General features: G+C 35.1%; 23 protein-coding genes and 1 pseudogene. 4 read left to right on the forward strand and 20 right to left on the reverse strand.

Annotated elements, in window-relative coordinates:
• Positions 1-28 precede the first annotated feature (28 nt).
• From JOC75_RS22890 to JOC75_RS22950, 13 genes are all read right to left on the reverse strand, one after another.
• Positions 29-256 carry a mersacidin family lantibiotic gene (locus JOC75_RS22890; RefSeq protein WP_204956245.1) on the reverse strand — a complete coding sequence of 76 codons (228 nt, stop codon included), beginning with the start codon at positions 254-256 and terminating at the stop codon, positions 29-31.
• Positions 257-291: 35 nt separating this feature from the next.
• Positions 292-519, reverse strand: a complete 228-nt coding sequence (locus JOC75_RS22895; protein ID WP_204956246.1) for a mersacidin family lantibiotic — start codon at positions 517-519, stop codon at positions 292-294.
• A gap of 33 nt (positions 520-552) precedes the next feature.
• Positions 553-780, reverse strand: a complete 228-nt coding sequence (locus JOC75_RS24100) for a mersacidin/lichenicidin family type 2 lantibiotic (RefSeq protein WP_204956247.1) — start codon at positions 778-780, stop codon at positions 553-555.
• A 188-nt stretch (positions 781-968) separates the two neighbouring features.
• The gene (locus tag JOC75_RS22905) at positions 969-1,145 is read right to left on the reverse strand and encodes a hypothetical protein (RefSeq protein ID WP_204956248.1); all 177 of its coding nucleotides are present in this window, start codon (positions 1,143-1,145) and stop codon (positions 969-971) included.
• Between the two features lie 11 nt (positions 1,146-1,156).
• Positions 1,157-2,362, reverse strand: a complete 1,206-nt coding sequence (locus JOC75_RS22910) for an ABC transporter permease (protein ID WP_204956249.1) — start codon at positions 2,360-2,362, stop codon at positions 1,157-1,159.
• Positions 2,355-3,254: an ABC transporter ATP-binding protein gene (locus JOC75_RS22915; protein ID WP_204956250.1), complete on the reverse strand. Its 900-nt coding sequence runs from the start codon at positions 3,252-3,254 to the stop codon at positions 2,355-2,357. Before JOC75_RS22915 ends, JOC75_RS22910 begins: the two co-directional genes overlap by 8 nt.
• Positions 3,255-3,340: 86 nt before the next feature.
• On the reverse strand, positions 3,341-4,699 hold the full coding sequence (locus tag JOC75_RS22920; protein WP_204956251.1) for a S8 family serine peptidase: 1,359 nt from the start codon (positions 4,697-4,699) through the stop codon (positions 3,341-3,343).
• Positions 4,680-6,833, reverse strand: a complete 2,154-nt coding sequence (locus JOC75_RS22925) for a peptidase domain-containing ABC transporter (RefSeq protein WP_204956252.1) — start codon at positions 6,831-6,833, stop codon at positions 4,680-4,682. The genes JOC75_RS22920 and JOC75_RS22925 overlap by 20 nt, the downstream gene beginning before the upstream one ends.
• 15 nt (positions 6,834-6,848) lie before the next feature.
• Positions 6,849-7,085, reverse strand: a complete 237-nt coding sequence (locus JOC75_RS22930) for a response regulator transcription factor (protein WP_204956253.1) — start codon at positions 7,083-7,085, stop codon at positions 6,849-6,851.
• A gap of 121 nt (positions 7,086-7,206) precedes the next feature.
• Positions 7,207-7,794, reverse strand: coding sequence for a glycosidase (locus JOC75_RS22935; RefSeq protein WP_204956254.1), 588 nt, complete (start codon positions 7,792-7,794; stop codon positions 7,207-7,209).
• Between the two features lie 843 nt (positions 7,795-8,637).
• On the reverse strand, positions 8,638-9,207 hold the full coding sequence (locus tag JOC75_RS22940) for a Uma2 family endonuclease (RefSeq protein WP_204956255.1): 570 nt from the start codon (positions 9,205-9,207) through the stop codon (positions 8,638-8,640).
• A gap of 755 nt (positions 9,208-9,962) precedes the next feature.
• Positions 9,963-10,721, reverse strand: coding sequence for an SDR family oxidoreductase (locus JOC75_RS22945; RefSeq protein WP_204956256.1), 759 nt, complete (start codon positions 10,719-10,721; stop codon positions 9,963-9,965).
• 67 nt (positions 10,722-10,788) lie between these two features.
• The gene (locus tag JOC75_RS22950; protein ID WP_204956271.1) at positions 10,789-12,225 is read right to left on the reverse strand and encodes a DHA2 family efflux MFS transporter permease subunit; all 1,437 of its coding nucleotides are present in this window, start codon (positions 12,223-12,225) and stop codon (positions 10,789-10,791) included.
• A gap of 344 nt (positions 12,226-12,569) precedes the next feature.
• On the opposite strand from JOC75_RS22950, the gene JOC75_RS22955 reads away from it, so the two are divergent.
• Together JOC75_RS22955 and JOC75_RS22960 are read left to right on the forward strand one after the other, a co-directional pair.
• On the forward strand, positions 12,570-12,986 hold the full coding sequence (locus JOC75_RS22955) for an Rrf2 family transcriptional regulator (RefSeq protein WP_204956257.1): 417 nt from the start codon (positions 12,570-12,572) through the stop codon (positions 12,984-12,986).
• Positions 12,987-13,186: 200 nt separating this feature from the next.
• Positions 13,187-13,435, forward strand: a pseudogene (locus tag JOC75_RS22960) (transposase); the annotation flags it as partial.
• Positions 13,436-14,189: 754 nt separating this feature from the next.
• On the opposite strand, the gene JOC75_RS22965 reads toward JOC75_RS22960, so the two are convergent.
• The 3 genes from JOC75_RS22965 to groES form a co-directional block, all read right to left on the reverse strand.
• The gene (locus tag JOC75_RS22965) at positions 14,190-14,756 is read right to left on the reverse strand and encodes a Uma2 family endonuclease (protein WP_338036624.1); all 567 of its coding nucleotides are present in this window, start codon (positions 14,754-14,756) and stop codon (positions 14,190-14,192) included.
• A 332-nt stretch (positions 14,757-15,088) separates the two neighbouring features.
• Entirely contained in the window at positions 15,089-16,726 is a 1,638-nt protein-coding gene (groL, locus tag JOC75_RS22970) for a chaperonin GroEL (protein ID WP_146950691.1), read from the reverse strand.
• Between the two features lie 59 nt (positions 16,727-16,785).
• Complete coding sequence (groES, locus tag JOC75_RS22975) at positions 16,786-17,070, reverse strand: co-chaperone GroES (protein WP_204956258.1); 285 nt, start codon at positions 17,068-17,070, stop codon at positions 16,786-16,788.
• A 456-nt stretch (positions 17,071-17,526) separates the two neighbouring features.
• Here groES and JOC75_RS22980 point away from each other — a divergent pair, with 456 nt between their 5' ends.
• Together JOC75_RS22980 and JOC75_RS22985 are read left to right on the forward strand one after the other, a co-directional pair.
• A complete protein-coding gene (locus tag JOC75_RS22980; RefSeq protein WP_204956259.1) occupies positions 17,527-18,255 on the forward strand; it encodes a CPBP family intramembrane glutamic endopeptidase in 729 nt (242 codons plus the stop codon).
• Positions 18,252-18,461, forward strand: coding sequence for a YdiK family protein (locus tag JOC75_RS22985; RefSeq protein WP_338036625.1), 210 nt, complete (start codon positions 18,252-18,254; stop codon positions 18,459-18,461). Before JOC75_RS22980 ends, JOC75_RS22985 begins: the two co-directional genes overlap by 4 nt.
• Positions 18,462-18,475: 14 nt before the next feature.
• Here the strand turns inward: JOC75_RS22985 and tatC are convergent, their stop codons facing one another.
• The 4 genes from tatC to moaC all read right to left on the reverse strand — a co-directional run bounded on the left by tatC (position 18,476) and on the right by moaC (position 20,781).
• Positions 18,476-19,225, reverse strand: a complete 750-nt coding sequence (gene tatC / locus JOC75_RS22990) for a twin-arginine translocase subunit TatC (protein WP_204956260.1) — start codon at positions 19,223-19,225, stop codon at positions 18,476-18,478.
• A gap of 17 nt (positions 19,226-19,242) precedes the next feature.
• Positions 19,243-19,443 carry a twin-arginine translocase TatA/TatE family subunit gene (locus tag JOC75_RS22995; protein WP_146950696.1) on the reverse strand — a complete coding sequence of 67 codons (201 nt, stop codon included), beginning with the start codon at positions 19,441-19,443 and terminating at the stop codon, positions 19,243-19,245.
• A gap of 57 nt (positions 19,444-19,500) precedes the next feature.
• On the reverse strand, positions 19,501-20,145 hold the full coding sequence (locus JOC75_RS23000; protein ID WP_204956261.1) for a redox-sensing transcriptional repressor Rex: 645 nt from the start codon (positions 20,143-20,145) through the stop codon (positions 19,501-19,503).
• Between the two features lie 147 nt (positions 20,146-20,292).
• The gene (gene moaC / locus JOC75_RS23005; protein WP_204956262.1) at positions 20,293-20,781 is read right to left on the reverse strand and encodes a cyclic pyranopterin monophosphate synthase MoaC; all 489 of its coding nucleotides are present in this window, start codon (positions 20,779-20,781) and stop codon (positions 20,293-20,295) included.
• Positions 20,782-20,787 lie beyond the last annotated feature (6 nt).

Genomic DNA, 20,787 nt, shown 5'->3' on the forward strand with positions numbered 1-20,787 from the left:
TCTCCTTTTTTTGGGTTTTTATTTTTAATTAGCAAATTTTGATAGATGTTGTTAAACCGATGATTACCCCTACACATAGTGGCGTTGTTTCTGGCTTTACGTCTGCCGCACCCTGGATCTGTGCTAACTCTTCTTCTGTTAAATCTCCAAAGCTTTTTCCTGATGGATGTACTGGTGAATTCGCGAACTTTTCACGAACTTGTGGATCCTTCCAAGCTGCGATGATTTCTTCTTTTGTGAAGTTTGTGTTTGACATGGTCATTTCTCCCTTTTTTTGGTTTTTATTTTTAATTAGCAAATTTTGATAGATGTTGTTAAACCGATAATTACTCCTACACATAAAGGTGTTGTTTCTGGCTTTACGTCTGCTGCGCCTTGGATCTGTGCTAACTCTTCTTCTGTTAAATCTCCAAAGCTTTTTCCTGATGGATGTACTGGTGAATTCGCGAACTTTTCTCGAACCTGTGGATCCTTCCAAGCTGCGATGATTTCCTCTTTAGTTAAGTTTGTGTTTGCCATTTTTCATTTCTCCCTTTTTTGGTTTTATTTTTGTTAACAAGTTGTAATCGATGTAGGAACGAAAGTAATTAACGGGTAACAAATCGGACTTGTCTCTGGTTTAACATCTGATGCACCTTGGATTTGTGTTAATTCCTCCTCAGTTAAATCACCGTAGCTTTTTCCTGATGGATGTTCTGGTAGATTGTTCGACTTCTCTCGAACTTGCGGATCCTTCCAAGCTGCGATGATTTCCTCTTTCGTTAGGTTTGTATTTGACACATTCGCACCTCCTTGTTTTTTCTTTTATTTACTTTTCCTTACAAATCTAACTTTAAATGATTTTGAAAATTCTTTGCACTTCGCAAAATTGCATACATTTGGAAAATCCTTAATTTTTTTAATCGGTATTTTCACAATAAAAAAGTCTTCCCAAAAACTTAATATGTTTTTGAGAAGACTCTTTTCTTTTAAGAAACATAGGGATTTGGTCGATGAACAGGTGTCAAGGATTCATACAAGTGCTCATTTGTTACAGATGAAGAAGCACCATGTACCATTTTTAATTCTTCCACTGACAATTTCTTCATATTGGTATTATTCACCATTTCCTTAGGTGGTTTATTTCGAAAGATATTGATTTTCATAAAAATTCCTCCTACTGGTTAAATTTAATTAGTTGTTTGAATGTTAAACTATCTGATTTTAAAACACCTTTTGGATAAATTTTCGCTGCTACTGCTGCAAATAAAGCGATAAAGAAAACCATTAGGAGTAACGAAACAGCTGTTTCAGCTGGTGTAATGGTGTTATATACAATCCTAACCAATACACTCATAGGTGCTGTAAATGGAATATACGACGTTATATTCGTCATTCTTCCTTCTGGCGAATCCATTACAAAGAGCATTTCAACTGCCAAACTTGCCATTAATATAATCATAATTGGCATCGTAGCACTTGCTAAATCATCGGGACGACTTACCATGGATCCAATAATTGCAAACAAAGTAGCATAGATAAAGTAGCCAATGATAAAGAAAACGAGAATATACGCTGCTGTTTCCCATGTGAGTGTCTCCATTATAGTCTGGACAAATGAATCTTCTGGAATATCGAACACTCCTATGTTGGCCCAAACTAGCAATGCTCCAATAAAGATAAAAACTTGAGTTATACTTGCCAAGCCAACTCCTAAAATTTTCCCATACATCATAGGTACAGGTGCTACTTTTGTAATCATCACTTCCATAACACGCGAAGATTTTTCAGAAGCAATTGCCGTTGCTACATTATTTCCATATATTGAAATGGCCAAGAACATAATTGTTATTAACCCATACACAATAAGCAACGCATTAGGTTTTGTTTCATATAATGATTGCACATTACTTTGCAGTGGTGCATTCAACGCTTCAAGAACAGCCGGATCAACAGACTGGGTAGCAACAATGGATTCTACCTTCTTTTGTTCAATGTAGGATTGTAGCGTGACTAACAATTCATTGTTAACCTTTGGCAGATAGATATTTAACTGTATTAAATTTGTTTGATCTTCTACTACAAAAAATCCTGTTAACTCTTCTGCTTTGATCTCTTCCTTTAGTTCTTCAATATTTCCATTTTCTACAACTTCCCATTTTCCAGTCACCCCAGTTAGCTCTTGTTCAGACATTTCTAACGAAGTATGATTAATTATTTTATAGGTTTCTTCTGGACTGTTCTTACTGAACATATTTATTATGGCTGGTGAAGCAAAGAGCAGTACACTCAATGCCACCAGACCAATTGTGATATATAGATATGGTTTTGTTTTTACAGCCTCTTTGAAAACGGTGCTAAATACAATACTGAAATTACGCAATGACATCCTCTCCTGTTCGTTCAATAAAGATTTCATGCAAGCTAGGCTCCTTTAAGGAGACCCCTTGCAGATCGAATTTCTCACCGAATTCTTGAATGAGCTGATAAATCTTCTCGCTCCGTGGAATGCGTAATTTATAACGGTTGTTCTCTTGTGTGAATTCATATTGTTTAAGCTTTAAATAATCCTTCAAGTTGGTAGCTGTGGTTTCTAATTCTAAATAGCGGTAATCATAGGTACTCTTCACATTCGCTAACTGGTCTGAGACAATCAGATTTCCATCCTTTAAAATGCAGATTTGGCTACAGAACGATTCGACCTGTTCCATTTGATGGCTGCAGAAAATAATCGTTTTCTCTTTGGCAATTAATTCTTTTACAACGCTTTTTAACATATCAGCATTTACTGGGTCTAATCCGCTGAACGGTTCATCCAAAATAATAAACTCAGGATCATGTATAATCGCTGTAATTAATTGTACTTTTTGCTGATTCCCTTTTGATAATTGTTCGGTACGCTTCTTCGCTGCGTATGAGATCTCCAGCTTTTCCAACCATTTTAGAGCCTCATTCTTTGCCTCTTTTTTGCCCATGCCTTCTAACATGCCAAAGTAAATAATTTGATCTAACACATTCATTTTGGCATAAAGTCCTCGTTCTTCTGGTAGATAACCAATTCTTAAATTCTTCTTTGAGAAAGGCTTTCCTTTCCATAAAATTTGTCCGCTATCTTTCGGAATAAGCTCTAACATCATACGGATGGTCGTTGTTTTTCCGGCACCGTTACGGCCTAGCATACCTAGGATTTGCCCTTCTTCTAATTGAATCGATATATTATTTACTGCTTTTTTGTTACCAAAGCTTTTATTTAAGTTATTAATTTGAAATGTCATAAAGTATCTCTCCTACATCATCATTTTTGCAATAGAAATTACAGCAATTCCAATAATTACTCCAACTACAGCGGTTAGAACTTTTTTCATTTTATTTTTCCTCCTTTAATTGCTTTCAAAGATTCATGAGCATTCACAATACCTACCCCAACTTCCCTTTTCGGAGCAGCTACTCTACTAGCACCTTTATATAGATATTTTTTTATCTGTTTAACAGTAGGCTTTTTGTTATACTTTTCTTGATACTCTGCAATAATTAAGGCTGCAACTGCACTTACTTTAGGAGCAGCTAAACTTGTTCCAGTCATGAATTCATATCCATGTTCAAAGCCAACATATTTACTTAATTCAGATTGTGGTATGTTTAATGGATAAGTTGTAATAGTCATCGCTGCTAACTGCATTTGCCCTGTTGTTTCATAATTCTCCCCATAATCTCCTGCTGGAGCTGCAATATTAACTTGACGACCAAAATTAGAATAGTATGCTAACTGGTCTACATTATTTGTTGCTGATACAGTTACGACCTCAGACAATCCACCACCTGGTAGATGTATCTGTGCATCACCTGGCTCGCCAAGCTGCTTTGCCAAATCTTTTGGCTTGCTCATGTCATAGCCATCTGTCCCCGAGGAAGCAATAATTATACTGCCTTCTTTTGTTGCGTATTTTGCAGCTCGTCGATATGCTTCAATAACAGCATGATCCTCTTTATTTTTAATTGACTTGTATGTTCCTAAGCTTAAGTTAATAACATCCATATCATCCTTGGCTGCCTCTACAATAGCTTCTATAATCCACATAGAATCAGCAGCATCTGTATGAAATACCTTATATGGCACCAATCCTACCTCGGGAGCAACTCCCTGTATATTTCCATTTGCTGCAATAACACCAGAGACCATCGTTCCATGCCCTAGATAATCTTGTGTTGTTGTAATACCAGGTACAAAGCTCTTTCCCTTATCAATAATATTTGGTGCCAAGTCTGGATGATTAAAATCAATCCCGCTATCTACTACAGCTACTTTCACATTATGGTTACCTTTTTCCATTCCGTAACTCGCACCATCATTAGTGACACGGTCGATATCCCATCTCCATGAAGCATACTGGGAAGGCGTTTCTCCTTTTTTAACTAACGGAGCTTTTTCCGTTTCCGGTTCAACTTCTATTACTTGCTCTGGTCCACTCCATTCTATAGCTGCTTCAAAATCATCTAATACTTGATTGCTGGAAATTCCTTCAATACTAAGCATTTGAATTTCTTCAATAAAGTTATATTCTAGAGATTTCTCCTCTAATGTTTCAATGATTTCCTCCATTGGCGCGTTTTCTTTTAATCCATATAAATAAGTTGTTTCTGCAGCTTTTGCTTCCTCTTGGGATCCTATGAAAAGAAATCCTACTAACAAAGGAAGACAACTAAATGACCATTTCTTCACTTTTTTCCTCCTCTAATTGTTGAGTCGTATAAAGACGATAATAATAACCCTTTTTATTTAATAACTCTTGGTGATTGCCGATTTCTACGATCGTTCCTTTATCCATAACAATAATTCGATCACAATCTTTTACAGTACTTAAACGATGGGCAATGACAATTTGTGTGGAATCTAATGTTTTTAAATAGTCAGTAATATTTTTCTCTGATACAGTATCCAATGCACTTGTAGCCTCATCTAGAATTAAAATAGGCGAATTTTGTGCAAGTGCACGGGCTAAGATCATTCGCTGTCGCTGCCCACCTGAAAAATTTATTCCAAATTCAGATACCGTTGTGTGATAATTTAATGGAAGCTTCATGATTTCCTCATGAATATTCGCTCTATGTGCAGCTACAACAGCATCTTCAAGTGGCATATCTTCTTTAGCAAGTGCTATATTTTCATATATTGTTTTGTTAAATAGCCTAGCTTCTTGGAAAACTACTCCCATGTTTTGCCTAAGTTGACCTAATTCATATTCATTTATAGACTTTTGATCAACATAAACCTCTCCTTCTGTTGGCTTATAAAGCCCCAATAGAATCTTTACTAATGTACTTTTACCTGACCCGGATGCTCCTACTATTGCAACACGTTCGCCATCGTTTACTTTAAATGAAACATCCTTAAGCGAATAATCACTGAAGAAGTTATGCTTATAAGAAACATTTTTCAGTTGAATTTCTCCTTTCAGGGCTAGGTTTTTTTGGACTTCTCCTTGTTTTTCTTCTGTCCCACTCATCACATCGTATAACTTTTGTATATATGACCCTATATAAATTAGCTCTCCATAGCTATTACCTAAAGAGATAATCGGAGCCAAAAATGCTGTAGATAAAGCATTAAATGCTAATACCATCCCTAATGACATGCTGCCATTCATCAACGCTTTTCCGCTTAGCCAAAGGAGGAACACAGGCAATATAAATTGCAAGGCAGTAGCTATCGTATTAATGAATGTTGTCCATATAGATCGACGTTCTGCGTATTTTATTTGTTTTCTAAATACTGCATACCACTGTTCGTATACGTTTTTCTCCATCCCCATCACCTTGATGTCACCTATGCCATTCAAACTTTCAGAAAGAATACTTTGAACTCTTGCTTGATAAGAAATTTCTTTTTCTGCCAGTTTTCGTGAAACTTTCGTACTGATAATCAATGTTGCAAAAATAGCGATACCTAAAGCGAAAACAACACCCATTAATTTAAATGAATAAGTTGCCATCATGATTAGATAGGAAACTAATAGCACAACATCAATAAAAACAGTAATCACTTTCGTTGATAAAATCTGTCTAATATAAACATTGGAATTAGCTCTAAACAGCAATTCACCTGTAGAACGATTTTCAAAAAATGAGTAAGTTAACTTCATTAGTTTACTGATAAATTCAGTCATTAAGGATTTGTCTACTGCTGTTTGTAATTTTGCAATTAATATCCCACGCAAGCCTGTGAAAATAAAGTATCCACTAAATAACAGAAGCACGCTGTAGCCTACTATTGACAATAAATTCTCATTCTTTAAAACAAACAAAGTATCTGTCATCCATTGGATAAGTTGTGGAACGCCTAAAGATACAACTTGAGCTATAAGTGAAATTAAAATGATTACCATCACTAGCTTTTTGCTTTTTAGAATATAATCCAAGAAATAGCGAACATGTGAAGTTCCCTTTCTTACTTGAAAATTCTCATTAGGGCTTAAAATTAAAGCAATTCCTGAATATTTACTTGCAAACTCCTTAAAAGGTAAGGTTTTCCTCCCCTGAGCTGGGTCTACAATTACCGCTTTTCTGTTATTGATACGTTCTAATACTACATAGTGTTTATTTTCCCAGTGCAAAATGGCTGGCAATTTTAAACTTTTTACATCCTCAGCAATAACACGATACCCTTCTATATTCAGATTATAATTCTCTGCGATCTTTGTAATTTGATACAGAGAGGTCCCTCCTTTTGAAACTCCATAAATTTCTCGAAGTTCAGAAAGAGATATACAATGTCTATAGTAATTAAGCACCATCGCTAGAGAGGCCAAACCGCATTCACTGTGATGCATTTGTTCAATGTACGGAATTTTTTTCATATGTGCCCCTTCCTTCTATATAAGTACTTCAACATTCTCCAAATCGTAGTTAAATTCTACTAAGCCTCTTTGATAGGCCAAGATTCCGATTTGAACTCTGGATTGAATATTAAACTTTTGTTTAATGGATGCTATTATTTCTCCAACTCTTCGTCGACTAATAAATAGCATTTTTGAAATCTCAACATCTTTCATTCCCTTTGCCACTAATGCTGCTACTTCAATTTCTCTTTGACTTAATTCAATCCTCATTTTTAATCACACCTTCCCAATGTTATCTACTTAACTAAATACATAATAAATATCCAATTATGCAACATACTAAGGTGTCTAATTAAAAAATCCTAGATTAGCAAGTCTCCACTTTGTATTTTTAATACGTAATAATTTTTTGTTCAAATGCCTTACTAATCGATTCTATAAAATTTGATACTTTAAAGTAGGAATTAATCCGATATAGTGACTGATCTATTTCTTCAGCTGATAAACTTCTTGTACGCTGAATATATTCAAATGTATGACCAACTGCGAGATCTTCTAGAACTCTTTTATCCACCTCCTTTAATGAAACCTCTGGTAGGGTTGGTGTATTACTCTTAAAGGATTCCATCAATATTAAAAATTCGTTCAGACTTGTATTTTTAGTAACACTTGCCCATCGTTCTTCATCCTTTAAATGGTGGTAGACCTCTCCCATTCTTGAATCAACTAGTAACATAATGTCTATTTCTGACCCAGCGGCTTCCTTTAAACCCTCAATAATCATCGGAAAATGCTGATTGGTTGTTTCGACTACTACAATATCAATACATTGTTCCTTCATTTTTTTCACCAGTGTCTGATTAAATAATGGAGCTTGAATTGTATAAATATCTACCTGCCAAGTTGGGCGTTTTTCGCGAATAGCTATTTGTAACGTTTCAATAAACAAAGTAGACATTGAAACAATTAATACTCTCAAACCATTCCCTCCTTTTAAAAATTTGCTTAACCTTACTATACTTTTGTTTTTATCTGTATTGTTTAAGTGCTCTCCAAAACCAATAAACCACTCATTACTGTTCTTTTTATTAGGCAAAAAAAACGTTCATACATTCATGAACGTTTAGGTGTTATATAAGATTATTCTCGGGTAAGCGCAAGGAAAATAGGTCTTCCCTCAAAGGTGCGTGATGTCCATTGTAATCTTGACACATACACCCGTTAGAAATCATAGTGAGTACACTCGATAATTGGTGCTATTATCGTCTACAAAAACAAATAGTTTGAGTACCATTTACACATGCAATTAGGTTCGTGTTTTTTTCTAGATTAATGCAGTCTTAACAACCTACTCCTTTGAAGCATACATACACCTCGCTTCTACATGAAAAAAGAAGCTTCCCAAAAGTCCGCTGAACTCAAGAGAAGCCTCCTTTGAAATCCTCGATATTAGCAAAATGGTAGCATTGAGTGAAAAATGTGCGGTAAATCAACGTTTGGATGTTCCTTACTGTATTATCTTTAAGAATGATTTACCTTTTTTGATGGGATTGGATTAGCAAAATGGTAGCATTTGATTTTATAGTATGGGTCACATTGACGCCCCAGAATTTGTTCAATTATAAATAACTAAAACTTGTAAGAAAAATAAGAGGTTTCCTACAAGTATCATCAAGTAATGGAATAGAATTCTATGAGTGGAACAAAATTATCCAGGCTGTCACTGTGACAAGCGTTAATAAATGGAAAAATAGACCTTTGATCCCAGTACGTTAAAGCTTTACCACACTGGGGGTCAGTCACATTAATTTGTCACATTAATTTATTCAAAAATTTGATTTAGGTCTAATTCTAATCCGATTAAAATATTGACAGAAATTTTATCAGCTTTTGTAAAGACTCCTTGAAATTTGTATTGCTCATTGATTAAAAAATATATTTCTACAGATTCGTTAACCGGGTCAACAAGCCAGTACTCTTTCACCCCTGCTTTTTCATAAAGTTGGAATTTTTTCCAACGATCTAACTTAACAGATGAAGGTGAAAGGATTTCAATGATCATATCCGGTGCTCCATTGCACCCCTTGTCATCAAGCTTTTTCTGGTCACACACAATCGATAAATCGGGTTGAACAACATTATTTATATCATCATCTTGTTTATTTTCCACTAATAGCCGTACATCAAAAGGCGCAAAAAAAACTTCACATTCTTCTTCTCGCAAGAAAACCGAAAAAGCTGTAGATAGCTCTCGGAGAACTTGTTGATGCCTGCGTGATGGAGCAGGAGACATATTAAAAACTTCTCCATCAATTAATTCAAATCTTCCACCTTCGTCCCATGTTAGATAATCGGCATAAGAATACCTCTCTTTTTTATCCGGAATGGCCATTAAATCATCCCTTTCAATTCATGCTTAATCATATTTTAGCATATTCGAAAGCATTACACAGATTCACTGTAAGACCTCATAAATATAACAAGTCTTGCCCCAACTGGCCCGTTTAATAAAAAAAGCGCAAGCGCCTTGCTCAATCCCGACAAGCATAAGACGATTTGACATGAAAGGTGTTTTTGGTCTTCATTGGTAAATTGGCTTATGACCTCGAAGGCTAGGCGCTGTAGCTAGACACCAAAACTAAGTACAAAACTTTATACTTGTTGATCTTATGAAGAAAGAGGCACCTCAATAAGTTTAATCAACTAATTGAGAAGCCTCTTGTATAAACCAAATGTTAGCAATTTGTTAGCAAATGAATTGCAAGCCTTTCATATGAAGGGGTTGAGGGCGATATTACATCATGCCGCCCCTAAGGTGTGAGTGTGTAATATCTTTAACTTGATGTGCTTAGAGTACGTTGTATCAAGGTTTTGTGAAATTATTACTGTAACATTTTTAACAGGATTTAACCCTTTTTTACTGGATTGCGTTAGCAAAATGTTAGCATTTCTATTTATTCTCATATGGAGCTATACATCTTTTATTTCTCATCCTCTTGCTTCTTCTATTAAATATTTGAACAAATAAGTTGAGTATTTTCAATGAAAACTACATATATCTGTTAGGGATTAGAATCCTTCATATAAGATTCGAAAGAAGAATTCGTTAAACAGATGCGACCAAATTTTTCAAGAGATATACAAGTGTTAATACGCAGTCCATCCACCATCGACAGTAACTGTAGTAGCATTAACGAAGCTAGCATCATCAGTAGCCAAAAATAGTGCTACTTTTGCTATTTCATCTGGTTGTGCCAAACGCGGATTGGTTGCCATTCCAGGTCTTGACTGCCCCATACCAAATTCACTTACATTAGTCAGTGTAGAAGCGATATTTGTCTCCACACTTCCTGGAGCTACTGCATTACATCGCACACCACTTTTAGCATACATAAAACCAGTATTCTTAGTGAAACCAATAACAGCATGTTTAGATGCTGTATATGCTGCACCCGCACGACCTCCTTGAAGACCGCCATTGGATGCAATATTGACAATTACGCCTTTATTTTCATTCAAGAAGATAGGCAATACCTTTCTAGTCGTACGCATAACAGCTGTTGAATTAACTGCAAAAACTTTTTCCCATAAATCATCTTCCATTTCAGCGGCAGGAATAAAATTATCCATAACCCCAGCATTATTAACTAGAATATCTACTGTTCCAAAGGTATCTACTGTTGTATCGATTAGTGCTTGTACATCCTCTTCAATTGCTACATTCGCTAATACAGCAACAGCCTCTCCGCCCTTAGATTTAATTTCCTCCACTGTTCCTTCAGCAGTTTCCTTATTAATATCTGAAACCACTACTTTCGCACCTTCATCTGCATAAACATTGGCAATCGCTTTCCCCATTCCAGATCCTGCACCTGTTACTACTGCCACCTTATTTTTTAGCTTCATTAAATCACCTCGTTAGAATTTTTTAAATAGATAAATGTTAGGAATATAAAAACTTTAAATTTTCTTTTTATGCCTTTGATTCACTTAGCTTTTTAAAAGCTGAGCTAGTTTCTTCTTCCAATACCTGTTTGTTATTCTTGATAAAGAAAGCAAGTAGCAAACTAATTACTGCAATTATAATAATAACAAAGTAGGCATCATTTACTCCTTGAATCGAAGCTTCTATTATAATATGTTGTTGTGGTTCCGTATTTGTTCCACTATTGGCCATCGAGCTCTGAAGGTGGGTATTGGTTCTAGTGGTCATGACAGTAACCAGTAAGGAAGTTCCAACCGCCCCAGCCACTTGCCTAATGGTATTCCATATTGCAGAACCATGTGCACTAAGGCTAAGCGGTATCTGATTTAAACCAGCAGTTTGAATTGGCGTAATGAGTAAGGCCATACCTATACGACGTCCAGTAGACATTAGAACTAGATATGAAAAACTGGTAGAATCCGTTAAAAACGCAAAAGGTATTGTGGTAGCGATTGTAATAACTATACCAATAATAGTAATCCATTTTGCCCCATATCGATCGAAAAGCTTGCCAGCAACCGGGCTAAGAGCCCCCATTAAAATGGCTCCAGGAAGCATCAGCAAACCGGATTCCATTGCTGTATAATCTCTCGCATCCTGAAGATAGAGAGGTAGTAGGATCATATCTGCATACATGATAATGGTAATTCCAATATTGATAATGTTAGTCAAGGTAAACATCCCGTACTTAAAAGTCCTGAGCTCAAGAAGTGGTTCTGCTGACACCAATTGCAGCCAAGTAAACAAACCAAGTGCAATAATCCCAACACAAAAAGAAACAATTACTACTGTACTTGACCAGCCCTCATTACCAGCAACGCTAAAACCGTATAATAAACCTGAGAAACCTATAGTTGACAAGATTACACTATTAAAGTCAAGCTTTGCTGGAGCCGTTTCTGACACATCTTCCAGATAAAAATGGGCACCAAGTATCACTATCGCCACGATCGGAATTAGACCATAAAACATTGCTTGCCAAGAAAGAATATCAATTACATAACCAGCGAGAGTAGGTCCGATCGCTGGAGCAAAAAGAATTGCCAGTGAGACCATCCCCATTACTGTACCTCTTTTTGCAGGAGGATAAAGTTTCATAATAACATTATAAAGTAACGGAACAATAATTCCTGCCCCCGCAGCTTGAACTAAACGTCCTACCAATAGCAACGGAAAGTTAGTGGCGACAGCTGAAAGAATGGTACCGACTAGGAAAATAATCATGGAACTTTGAAATAGCTGTCGAGTTGTAAATCGTTTCATAAAAAATGCAGTGATTGGAATTAAAACCCCATTTACTAACATATAACCCGTAGTTAACCATTGAGCTGTTGCAGCTGAAATTTTAAGGTCTGCCATTAATTCTGGAGTTGCGACACTCATGATTGTTTGATTAAATGCTGTGAGAAAAGTACCCAAAATCATAAGAAATACAATGATTTTCTTCTTGATAGGGGGATTTTTAGTTGTATTTTCCAAGCGATCTTCTTCCTTTCTTTTGCTTATGTCTAAAAAACATACACAAACAATCTAACTACATAGCTTTATAATTATTTTTTAGAGAATAAACCTATTTAACGGCTACTTAAATAAGGGAATATTCTTTTCGTATGATGGTAAACCCCCAATACATTTAATTGTGATTTTTTATCACAATTAAATGTTATCAAATAATCTTTTGCAAAGTCAACTATTTTTTCTTTAATTAAACTACAAGGATTGGTAAAATATCATAGTTAGGAATAATTCTCATCTTAGGAAGTGAAAACATGAAATCGCATTTACAATTTGGGTATTTAGGTAATACAACATTTTTTGTTGCTTTGAAGTCCTTAGCTATATTAGCAAATTCAAAAGAACTTGTAACAAGCATCACACTTACCGAGAAACTGGGTATAGAATCAAGTTTTATACGTAAAGTGTTAGCTAAATTAATGCAATCACAGATTGTGGAAGGCTATGGTGGTCGCTATGGTGGTTATAGACTTTTAACAAAACCAGAAGAAACAACTTTATACGATATCTATATTGGTCTAATAAACGATACTAATAACAACGCAGAACCATCTAAGTTAGATAAAACAGACAAGCTAGTTTTGTCTATTCTTTTAGAATCTCAAAAGGAAACCGAAAAAATTCTAAAGAAATATACACTTAGTTATATATCACAGTATATGTTAGGTTAAAGGTAAAAACTTACTATTCTAATTATACCTAACTGGATGGGCTGCAGTGGTAGCTCCAATCATAAAATCATCTCTCCATATTTTCACATGTGTAATTCCTCCCCCACATTAATTGTTGTCTGAATTGGTTACACTTAGTTGGTCAAGTTAGTTAAGGGTCAGTTAGACTTGGTTCAAATACAAACCATGGAGAGTTTAAAATGTCCAAAAGAGCGAGAAGAACTTTTTCAAAGGAATTTAAAGAACAAATGGTGAAGCTACATGCGTCTGGTAAGCCCCGTTCGGAGATTATTAGAGAATATGAACTGACTCCTTCTTCCTGTTATAAGTTGGTTTTCCAGTATTATGACAACGGGTCGTTTCAGGAAAAAGACAATCGTACACCGAAACAGGAAGAGTTAATCAAGCTTCGTAAAGAAAATCAAAAACTGGCCATGGAAAATGACATTTGCACTCTAGAGTATAAGTGTAGCTAAGCATTACTAAAAAGCAGAACTATTTAACACCTACTGAATTCATGTAGATGAACCTTAAAAATTTGTGCAGTTTAGTGTTGACATACCAATATTCGCATGTAGATTACCAAACAATCCTATTTTCAAAATCACTCTAACAACCTCCTAATTTATAACTACCAATCTATTAATTTGAAATTTATATATTCATTTTTGATATCTTCTAACTTTTTATCACTCTAGAATCTCTTCCATTTTTATTTACCTAAAGAGTTAAACTGATAAGCAATAGCGTCTCTAACGTGGAAGAACTAATAATGCCTAAGTTAGTAATTAACGATAAAGAGCTCTACTAATATCAGTAAAGCTCTTTAGGATAAACTACTTCGATTCTTTTCAAATAAGATACATTTATAACCAACTATTATTACATCATGCCGCCCCGTAGGTTGCTAGAGTGTAATATTGTTAACATTGAGTGCAAAAAGTGTGGTAAATCAACGTTTCAAATGATTTTAGCTGTAAGATCTTTAACGAGTACTTACCGTTTTTTAAAGGATTGCGTTAGCAAAATGTTATCAATATACTCAAACGCTATTTATATCTGCTTATTTAAATTTTTCTTCAGTTTTAAGGTTTTGGGGAAATATTAAATGCTCATCAAGTTGAACATTCAATAAATCATCCTCCACTTCTATATGTAGTTCCTACAAACTAAACACTTTTCTAACGATAACCCTCTCTAAGGTTAATTCTTAAAAACATCCTCTATATCAACTCGAAAACCTTTAAAAAATCTAGATGTAACTTCACCTTTGCTTTTTTGCATATCATGTTGTTCATACATATTTTCATCATTGAGGGCATATACCGTTACTGCGTTCAACATTGGATTAACAATCCAATACTCTTTGACACCATAGTTCATATAGAGATTTAACTTTGTTATGAGGTCATGTGGCTGATTGGAGGGGCTTAAGATTTCAACGATTAGGCTTGGAACACCAACATATCTAGCATCTGTAAAGCCACTTCTATCGCATATGATGCTGATATCTGGAATGACAATTTTGATTCCCTTCACTTTTTCATCTTTTAATTCAATATCATATGGCGCATGAAATAATTCACATGGGTTTCCTTCAATAAAATCCTCAAATTTGTTCTCAAACTTTCTAGATATGCGTTGATGCTCTGTAGATGGTGATGGTGACATATAAACAAATCCATCTATATATTCTAGTAACGCATCAGAGTTTTCACGGATTTGAAAATATTCATCAATTGACATGGACTCAGTATGGTATTGATTCACTTCACCTATCCCCTTTCCACTACTATTACTAATTTTATTTTAGCACTTTTGGTTTACTATTATTTACTTTTAAATGTATAGGACCCTAAAAATGTAAATTTAAGGATTTATTTATTTAGAATTGGCTTAATTGTTCGATATATTAAGAGGGAAAGGTACTCTGTCCCTCGTCATATTCGAATTCATAATGAGGAACAACTACACAAAATGAACATGGGACAATGAACCTGGTCCTACTTCCCTCTAACAACATAAAAAAGACTACTTCCTTGTATTTAGGAAGTAGTCTTTTCTATAAAGTTATTAAGATGACTGGTCTCAGTCGGCAATGATTACATCATGCCGCCCATTCCGCCCATTCCGCCCATTCCGCCCATATCAGGCATGCCGCCGCCGCCTTCTTCAGGCTTATCAGCGATAACAGCTTCAGTTGTTAAGAACATAGCTGCAACAGATGCTGCGTTTTGAAGTGCAGAACGAGTTACTTTAGTTGGGTCAACGATACCAGCTTCGAACATGTTTACCCATTGTCCGTTAGCTGCATTGAAGCCAATGCCAACTTCTTCTTTTTTCAGGCGCTCAACGATAACAGATCCTTCAAGACCTGCGTTGTGTGCGATTTGACGAACTGGCTCTTCAAGAGCACGCAAGATGATGTTGATACCTGTTTGAGTATCTCCTTCTTCTTGTAGTGCGCCTACTTTGTTATATACGTTAACTAGAGCAGTTCCACCACCAGAAACGATACCTTCTTCTACAGCAGCACGTGTAGAGTTAAGAGCATCTTCGATACGTAGTTTGCGTTCTTTTAGTTCAGTTTCAGTTGCAGCACCAACTTTGATTACTGCTACCCCACCTGCTAATTTCGCTAAACGCTCTTGTAATTTTTCTTTATCGAACTCAGAAGTTGTTTCTTCTAATTGAGTACGGATTTGGTTTACGCGACCAGCGATTTGATCTGCTTGACCAGCACCTTCTACGATTGTTGTGTTTTCTTTTGTTACAACAATTTTAGAAGCGCGACCTAATTGATCGATGTTAGCTGATTTAAGATCTAAACCAAGCTCTTCAGTGATTACTTCACCACCTGTTAAGATAGCGATGTCTTCAAGCATTGCTTTACGACGGTCACCAAAGCCTGGAGCTTTAACAGCTACTGCATTGAATGTTCCACGAAGTTTGTTTACAACTAATGTTGCTAATGCTTCGCCTTCAACATCTTCAGCAATTAATAATAGTGGCTTACCTTGTTGAACAACTTGCTCAAGCACTGGTAAGATTTCTTGAATGTTTGTGATTTTTTTGTCAGTGATTAATACATATGGGTTTTCAAGAACTGCTTCCATTTTATCAGAATCAGTTACCATATATGGAGATGCATAACCACGGTCAAATTGCATACCTTCTACTACTTCTAGTTCTGTAGAGAATCCTTTAGATTCTTCGATTGTGATAACTCCGTCGTTACCAACGCGCTCCATTGCTTCAGCGATCAATTGACCTACTTCATCATCAGCTGCAGAAATTGCTGCAACCTGTGCAATAGATTCTTTGCCTTCGATTGGTTTAGAAATTGCTTGTAACTCTTCAAGTGCAACAGTTACCGCTTTTTCGATTCCTTTACGAAGAACCATTGGGTTAGCACCAGCTGTTACGTTCTTTAATCCTTCACGGATCATTGCTTGAGCTAATACAGTAGCTGTTGTTGTTCCATCACCAGCAACATCGTTTGTTTTGCTAGCTACTTCAGCAACAAGTTTAGCACCCATGTTTTCAAATGCATCTTCTAATTCAATTTCTTTAGCAATAGTTACACCATCATTTGTAATAAGTGGAGAACCGTATTTCTTCTCAAGAACAACGTTACGTCCTTTTGGTCCTAATGTAACTTTTACAGCATCTGCTAATGCGTCAACACCACGAAGCATTGAACGACGAGCATCTTCACTAAATTTAATATCTTTAGCCATTTTTACAAAACCTCCTCAAAGTTTTTAAAAAAGTATTCTATGATATGTGTGCTGCAATCTTATCCGATAACAGCTAAAATGTCGTTTTCACGTAAAATTAAGTATTCAGTACCTTCATACTTTACTTCAGTACCAGCATATTTTGAGAAGATGATACGATCGCCTTCTACTACATCAAGTGCTACTTTTTCACCACTGTCTAAAACTCGGCCTGTACCAACAGCTACTACCTTACCTTCTTGTGGTTTCTCTTTCGCACTATCAGGAAGGACGATACCACTAGCAGTTTTTTCTTCTGATTCAACTAACTCGATAATAACGCGATCACCTAATGGCTTTAACAAGTGAAACAACCTCCTCAAATTGTTTAAATAGATAATTTTTCCTTATTAGCACTCAACGTCATTGAGTGCTAACACAATTTATATATTATATAACTTCTCTTTTAATTTCAAGTCTGAAGTTCAGATTTTTAATATTTTTTTATATTTCTCACTTCGACTTTTTAGAGTATGTTACATCTCCTCTTTCTATTCTAGTTAAACATTTCATTTTTAAACTTGTTTTCTTTTTTTAATCTTTTAATTGGCTTTTTTATTGAAAAAGTATAGCCAATTATGTAGTCGTACAGTGATTTAATCTGGGAGAAAATCCAGTAACAAATTTTTTGAATCAACAAACTTTACTAAAACAGACTTATCATACATAGAACTAATAATAGTTATGTTACAATAAAATTTGTTGTTCTTAGATTAACGCTTGATCACATATTATCGTTCTTTACTATAAAGGAGGCTTATATGAAAAAACATTATTGGCTGATTCTACTTACATATATGCTATTACAGCTCTCTGCTATTGTTGGAATTGGATTGTTTTCTTTACTCAATATTGGAGAAACAAATATAGAAAGATTCGCATATTGGACGATCTTAAGCTTCACACTAGCATTTCTTATTATTTTGTTTCTTTTAAGAAAAGAACGTACTCTCGAAAGCGACCTTAGAGGAGAAACCGCTTCTGTTGGTGTTTCAGTTGTCTGGGCTATAATTGGTTTCTTTTTAGCTATTTTTGCTCAATCTCTCGCTGCTAATATCGAAATTAATCTTTTCGGTGTTGAGCCTGGCTCTGAAAATACCCAAATGATTTTGCGAGTTATTGAAGTTTCACCACTAGTTATTCTCGTAACTTCGATAATAGGTCCAATATTAGAAGAAATCGTCTTTAGAAAAATCCTTTTCGGAGTATTATATAAGAAAACAAACTTCTTCATAGCAGCGATTATTAGTTCATTAATCTTCTCAATATTCCATGGTGAGCCACAGCATCTATTGTTATATGCATCAATGGGCTTTACATTTGCCTTTCTTTACGTAAAAACAAATAGAATTCTTGTACCGATTTTTGCCCATGTTGCAATGAATACAATGGTTGTACTTGTCCAAACGGTTTTTAGAGAAGATATTGAAAAAATGATGAAAATGTTAGAAGAGCAACAACTGCAAGTGATTATTGGAGGATTATTATGATGAGAGCCAACCCAATTTCCATGGGGATTTTCTACTTAATCATGGGAATATTATTTACTTATTTAGCTATAAATAGTGCTGCAGAAGGACTTTTCACCTTCCCAACTATACTCCTTATGCTGATCGCTACTTTTGATATCGGTGTTGCCATAAGAATGTTTTCTTTATCAAAAAAATTAAAAAGGAAAAGCAACGACAAAAAATGAGACTGATTTCAGTCTCATTTTTTTGCATTTTCTTCTTTAAAACGAAGCTTTTGTGCATTTCTATATGATATTCGCGAAATCCATATACTAATTTCATAAAGGATAAACAATGGAATAGACACCATAAGATGTGACGTAATCTCAGGTGGCGTGATCAGGGCTGCAATAACTAGTAAAACAAAGTAAGCATACTTTCTTACTTTTGTTAAAAACATCGGTGTCACTATCCCTAAACGCGTTAGAAACATGATAACCACTGGTAGTTGAAATAAAATTCCGAATGGCATCGTTAATTGTAATAAAAAAGTGAAATATTCATTAATCCCTATCACTTGATTAATATCAAGATCATTTGAGATTCTTTCCATAAATTCAACAACAAATGGAAAAAGAATAAAATAAGAGAAAGAAATACCCAGCAAAAATAATAATAGAGAAATTGGTATATAGCTTAGCGTTACTTTTCTTTCTTTTTCATATAAGCCAGGGCTAACAAAAGACCAAAACTGATACAAAATAATTGGTGATGTAATAACGAAGGCAATAATAAAAGCGAATTTCATATACACCATCAATGGATCTGTTAAGTTAAATGCGTTTAATGTTAATGATTTTGCTTCTTCTGTATGCTGTAAATAAATAATAATCGGCCTTGAAAGTAAAAAACCTGCAATAACAGCTAAGAAAAAGAAAACGACAACAATAACGAGTCGTTTTCTTAGCTCTGTTATATGATCAATGACCGACATTTCATTTTGTGTCATATCGGATTCATCCTATCTTACTTGACTTCTTCCCTTGTTTCTTTCTTTTTAGCATCTTGATCATCATCTTCATCATCAGCTAAACCTTTAGTTGCATTTTTAAATTCACGTAATGTATTTCCTGCAGCTTTACCTAGCTCTGGTAATTTCTTTGGTCCAAAAATTAGTAATGCTACAAACACGATTAATAATAGACTACCGATTCCTACTGTTGGCATCGACATCCACCTCCTTATTTGGGCTTTATAGACGAAATTCTTCTATAATAGTACTATTTATTTTTCTTCATTAGGATAATGCTTTAAAAAGTAAACTAATGACTGCAGCTCTACAGCTAAGTCAATGTGATGAATTCTAATTTCATCAGGAACATTTAATCTTGCTGGAGTAAAGTTCAATATTCCTTTAATTCCTTTTGCTATAAGCCTATCAGTAATAGACTGGGCAACTGGTGCTGGAACAGTTAAAATAGCCACTGTTACATCATCAGCAAAGGTCTCCTCTAAATGATCTAAATCAAAAACCGGAACACCACCAATTTCTGTTCCAATTTTATCTTGATCAACATCATAGGCGATAGAAATAACCGTATTGTTATTTTTCGTAAAATTATAATGTAAAAAGGCTGTCCCTAAATTACCAACACCAATCAAGCAGACTTTTGTCACTTCGTCCTGATCTAATGTTTTTCTAAAAAAGGATAACAAATAATTCACATTATAACCATACCCTTTTTTTCCTAGTGCTCCAAAGTATGAGAAATCTCTACGAATTGTAGCAGAATCTACTTTTACAGCATCACTTAATTCAGCTGATGAAACACGTTGTTTGCCAGATGAATGTAAATTCTTCAAAAACCGATAATATAACGGTAATCTTTTAGCAGTTGCCTGCGGTATTTTTGATTGCTCAATATTCACTTTTATCCCTCACATTCATACAAAACGCAAAGTGGAAACTTAGAAGCCTTCACTTTTAAATACGCGACGTCCTGTGCTTTAGAGATAGACATATAACGAATGTCCAAGAACGGCGGACTTTTTATCTATAATTTGTTTTTTATTATTTTAGCTTTCTTCCCTGTGAAAATCTCCACTATTACCGCCTGTTTTTTCTACTAAGTATGTTGGACCAATAACCATTCCTTTATCAACAGCCTTACACATATCATAAACAGTAAGTGCAGCAATGCTTGCAGAGGTTAACGCTTCCATTTCAACACCTGTACTGCCTTTTGTTTTGACAGTTGCTGATATTAATAAAACGTATTTGTTTTCATCTGTTTTCCAATCAAAATCTATGTCTACACCTTTTATCGGAATAGGATGACACATTGGAATAACATTAGCTGTTTGTTTAGCAGCCATAATGCCGGCTACCTGAGCAACAGAGAGAACATCACCTTTACCAATTTCATGGTTGGTGATTTTATCATATACTTCTTTTGTTAATTCAACACTTGATTTAGCAAGTGCCGTTCTAACAGTTGTTTCCTTAGCAGAGATATCAACCATTTTCGCTCTGCCTTGATCATTAAAATGGGTAAATTCTGACATACACAA

The sequence above is a fragment of the Metabacillus crassostreae genome, assembly GCF_016908395.1.
Classification (GTDB): Bacteria; Bacillota; Bacilli; order Bacillales; family Bacillaceae; genus Metabacillus; species Metabacillus crassostreae.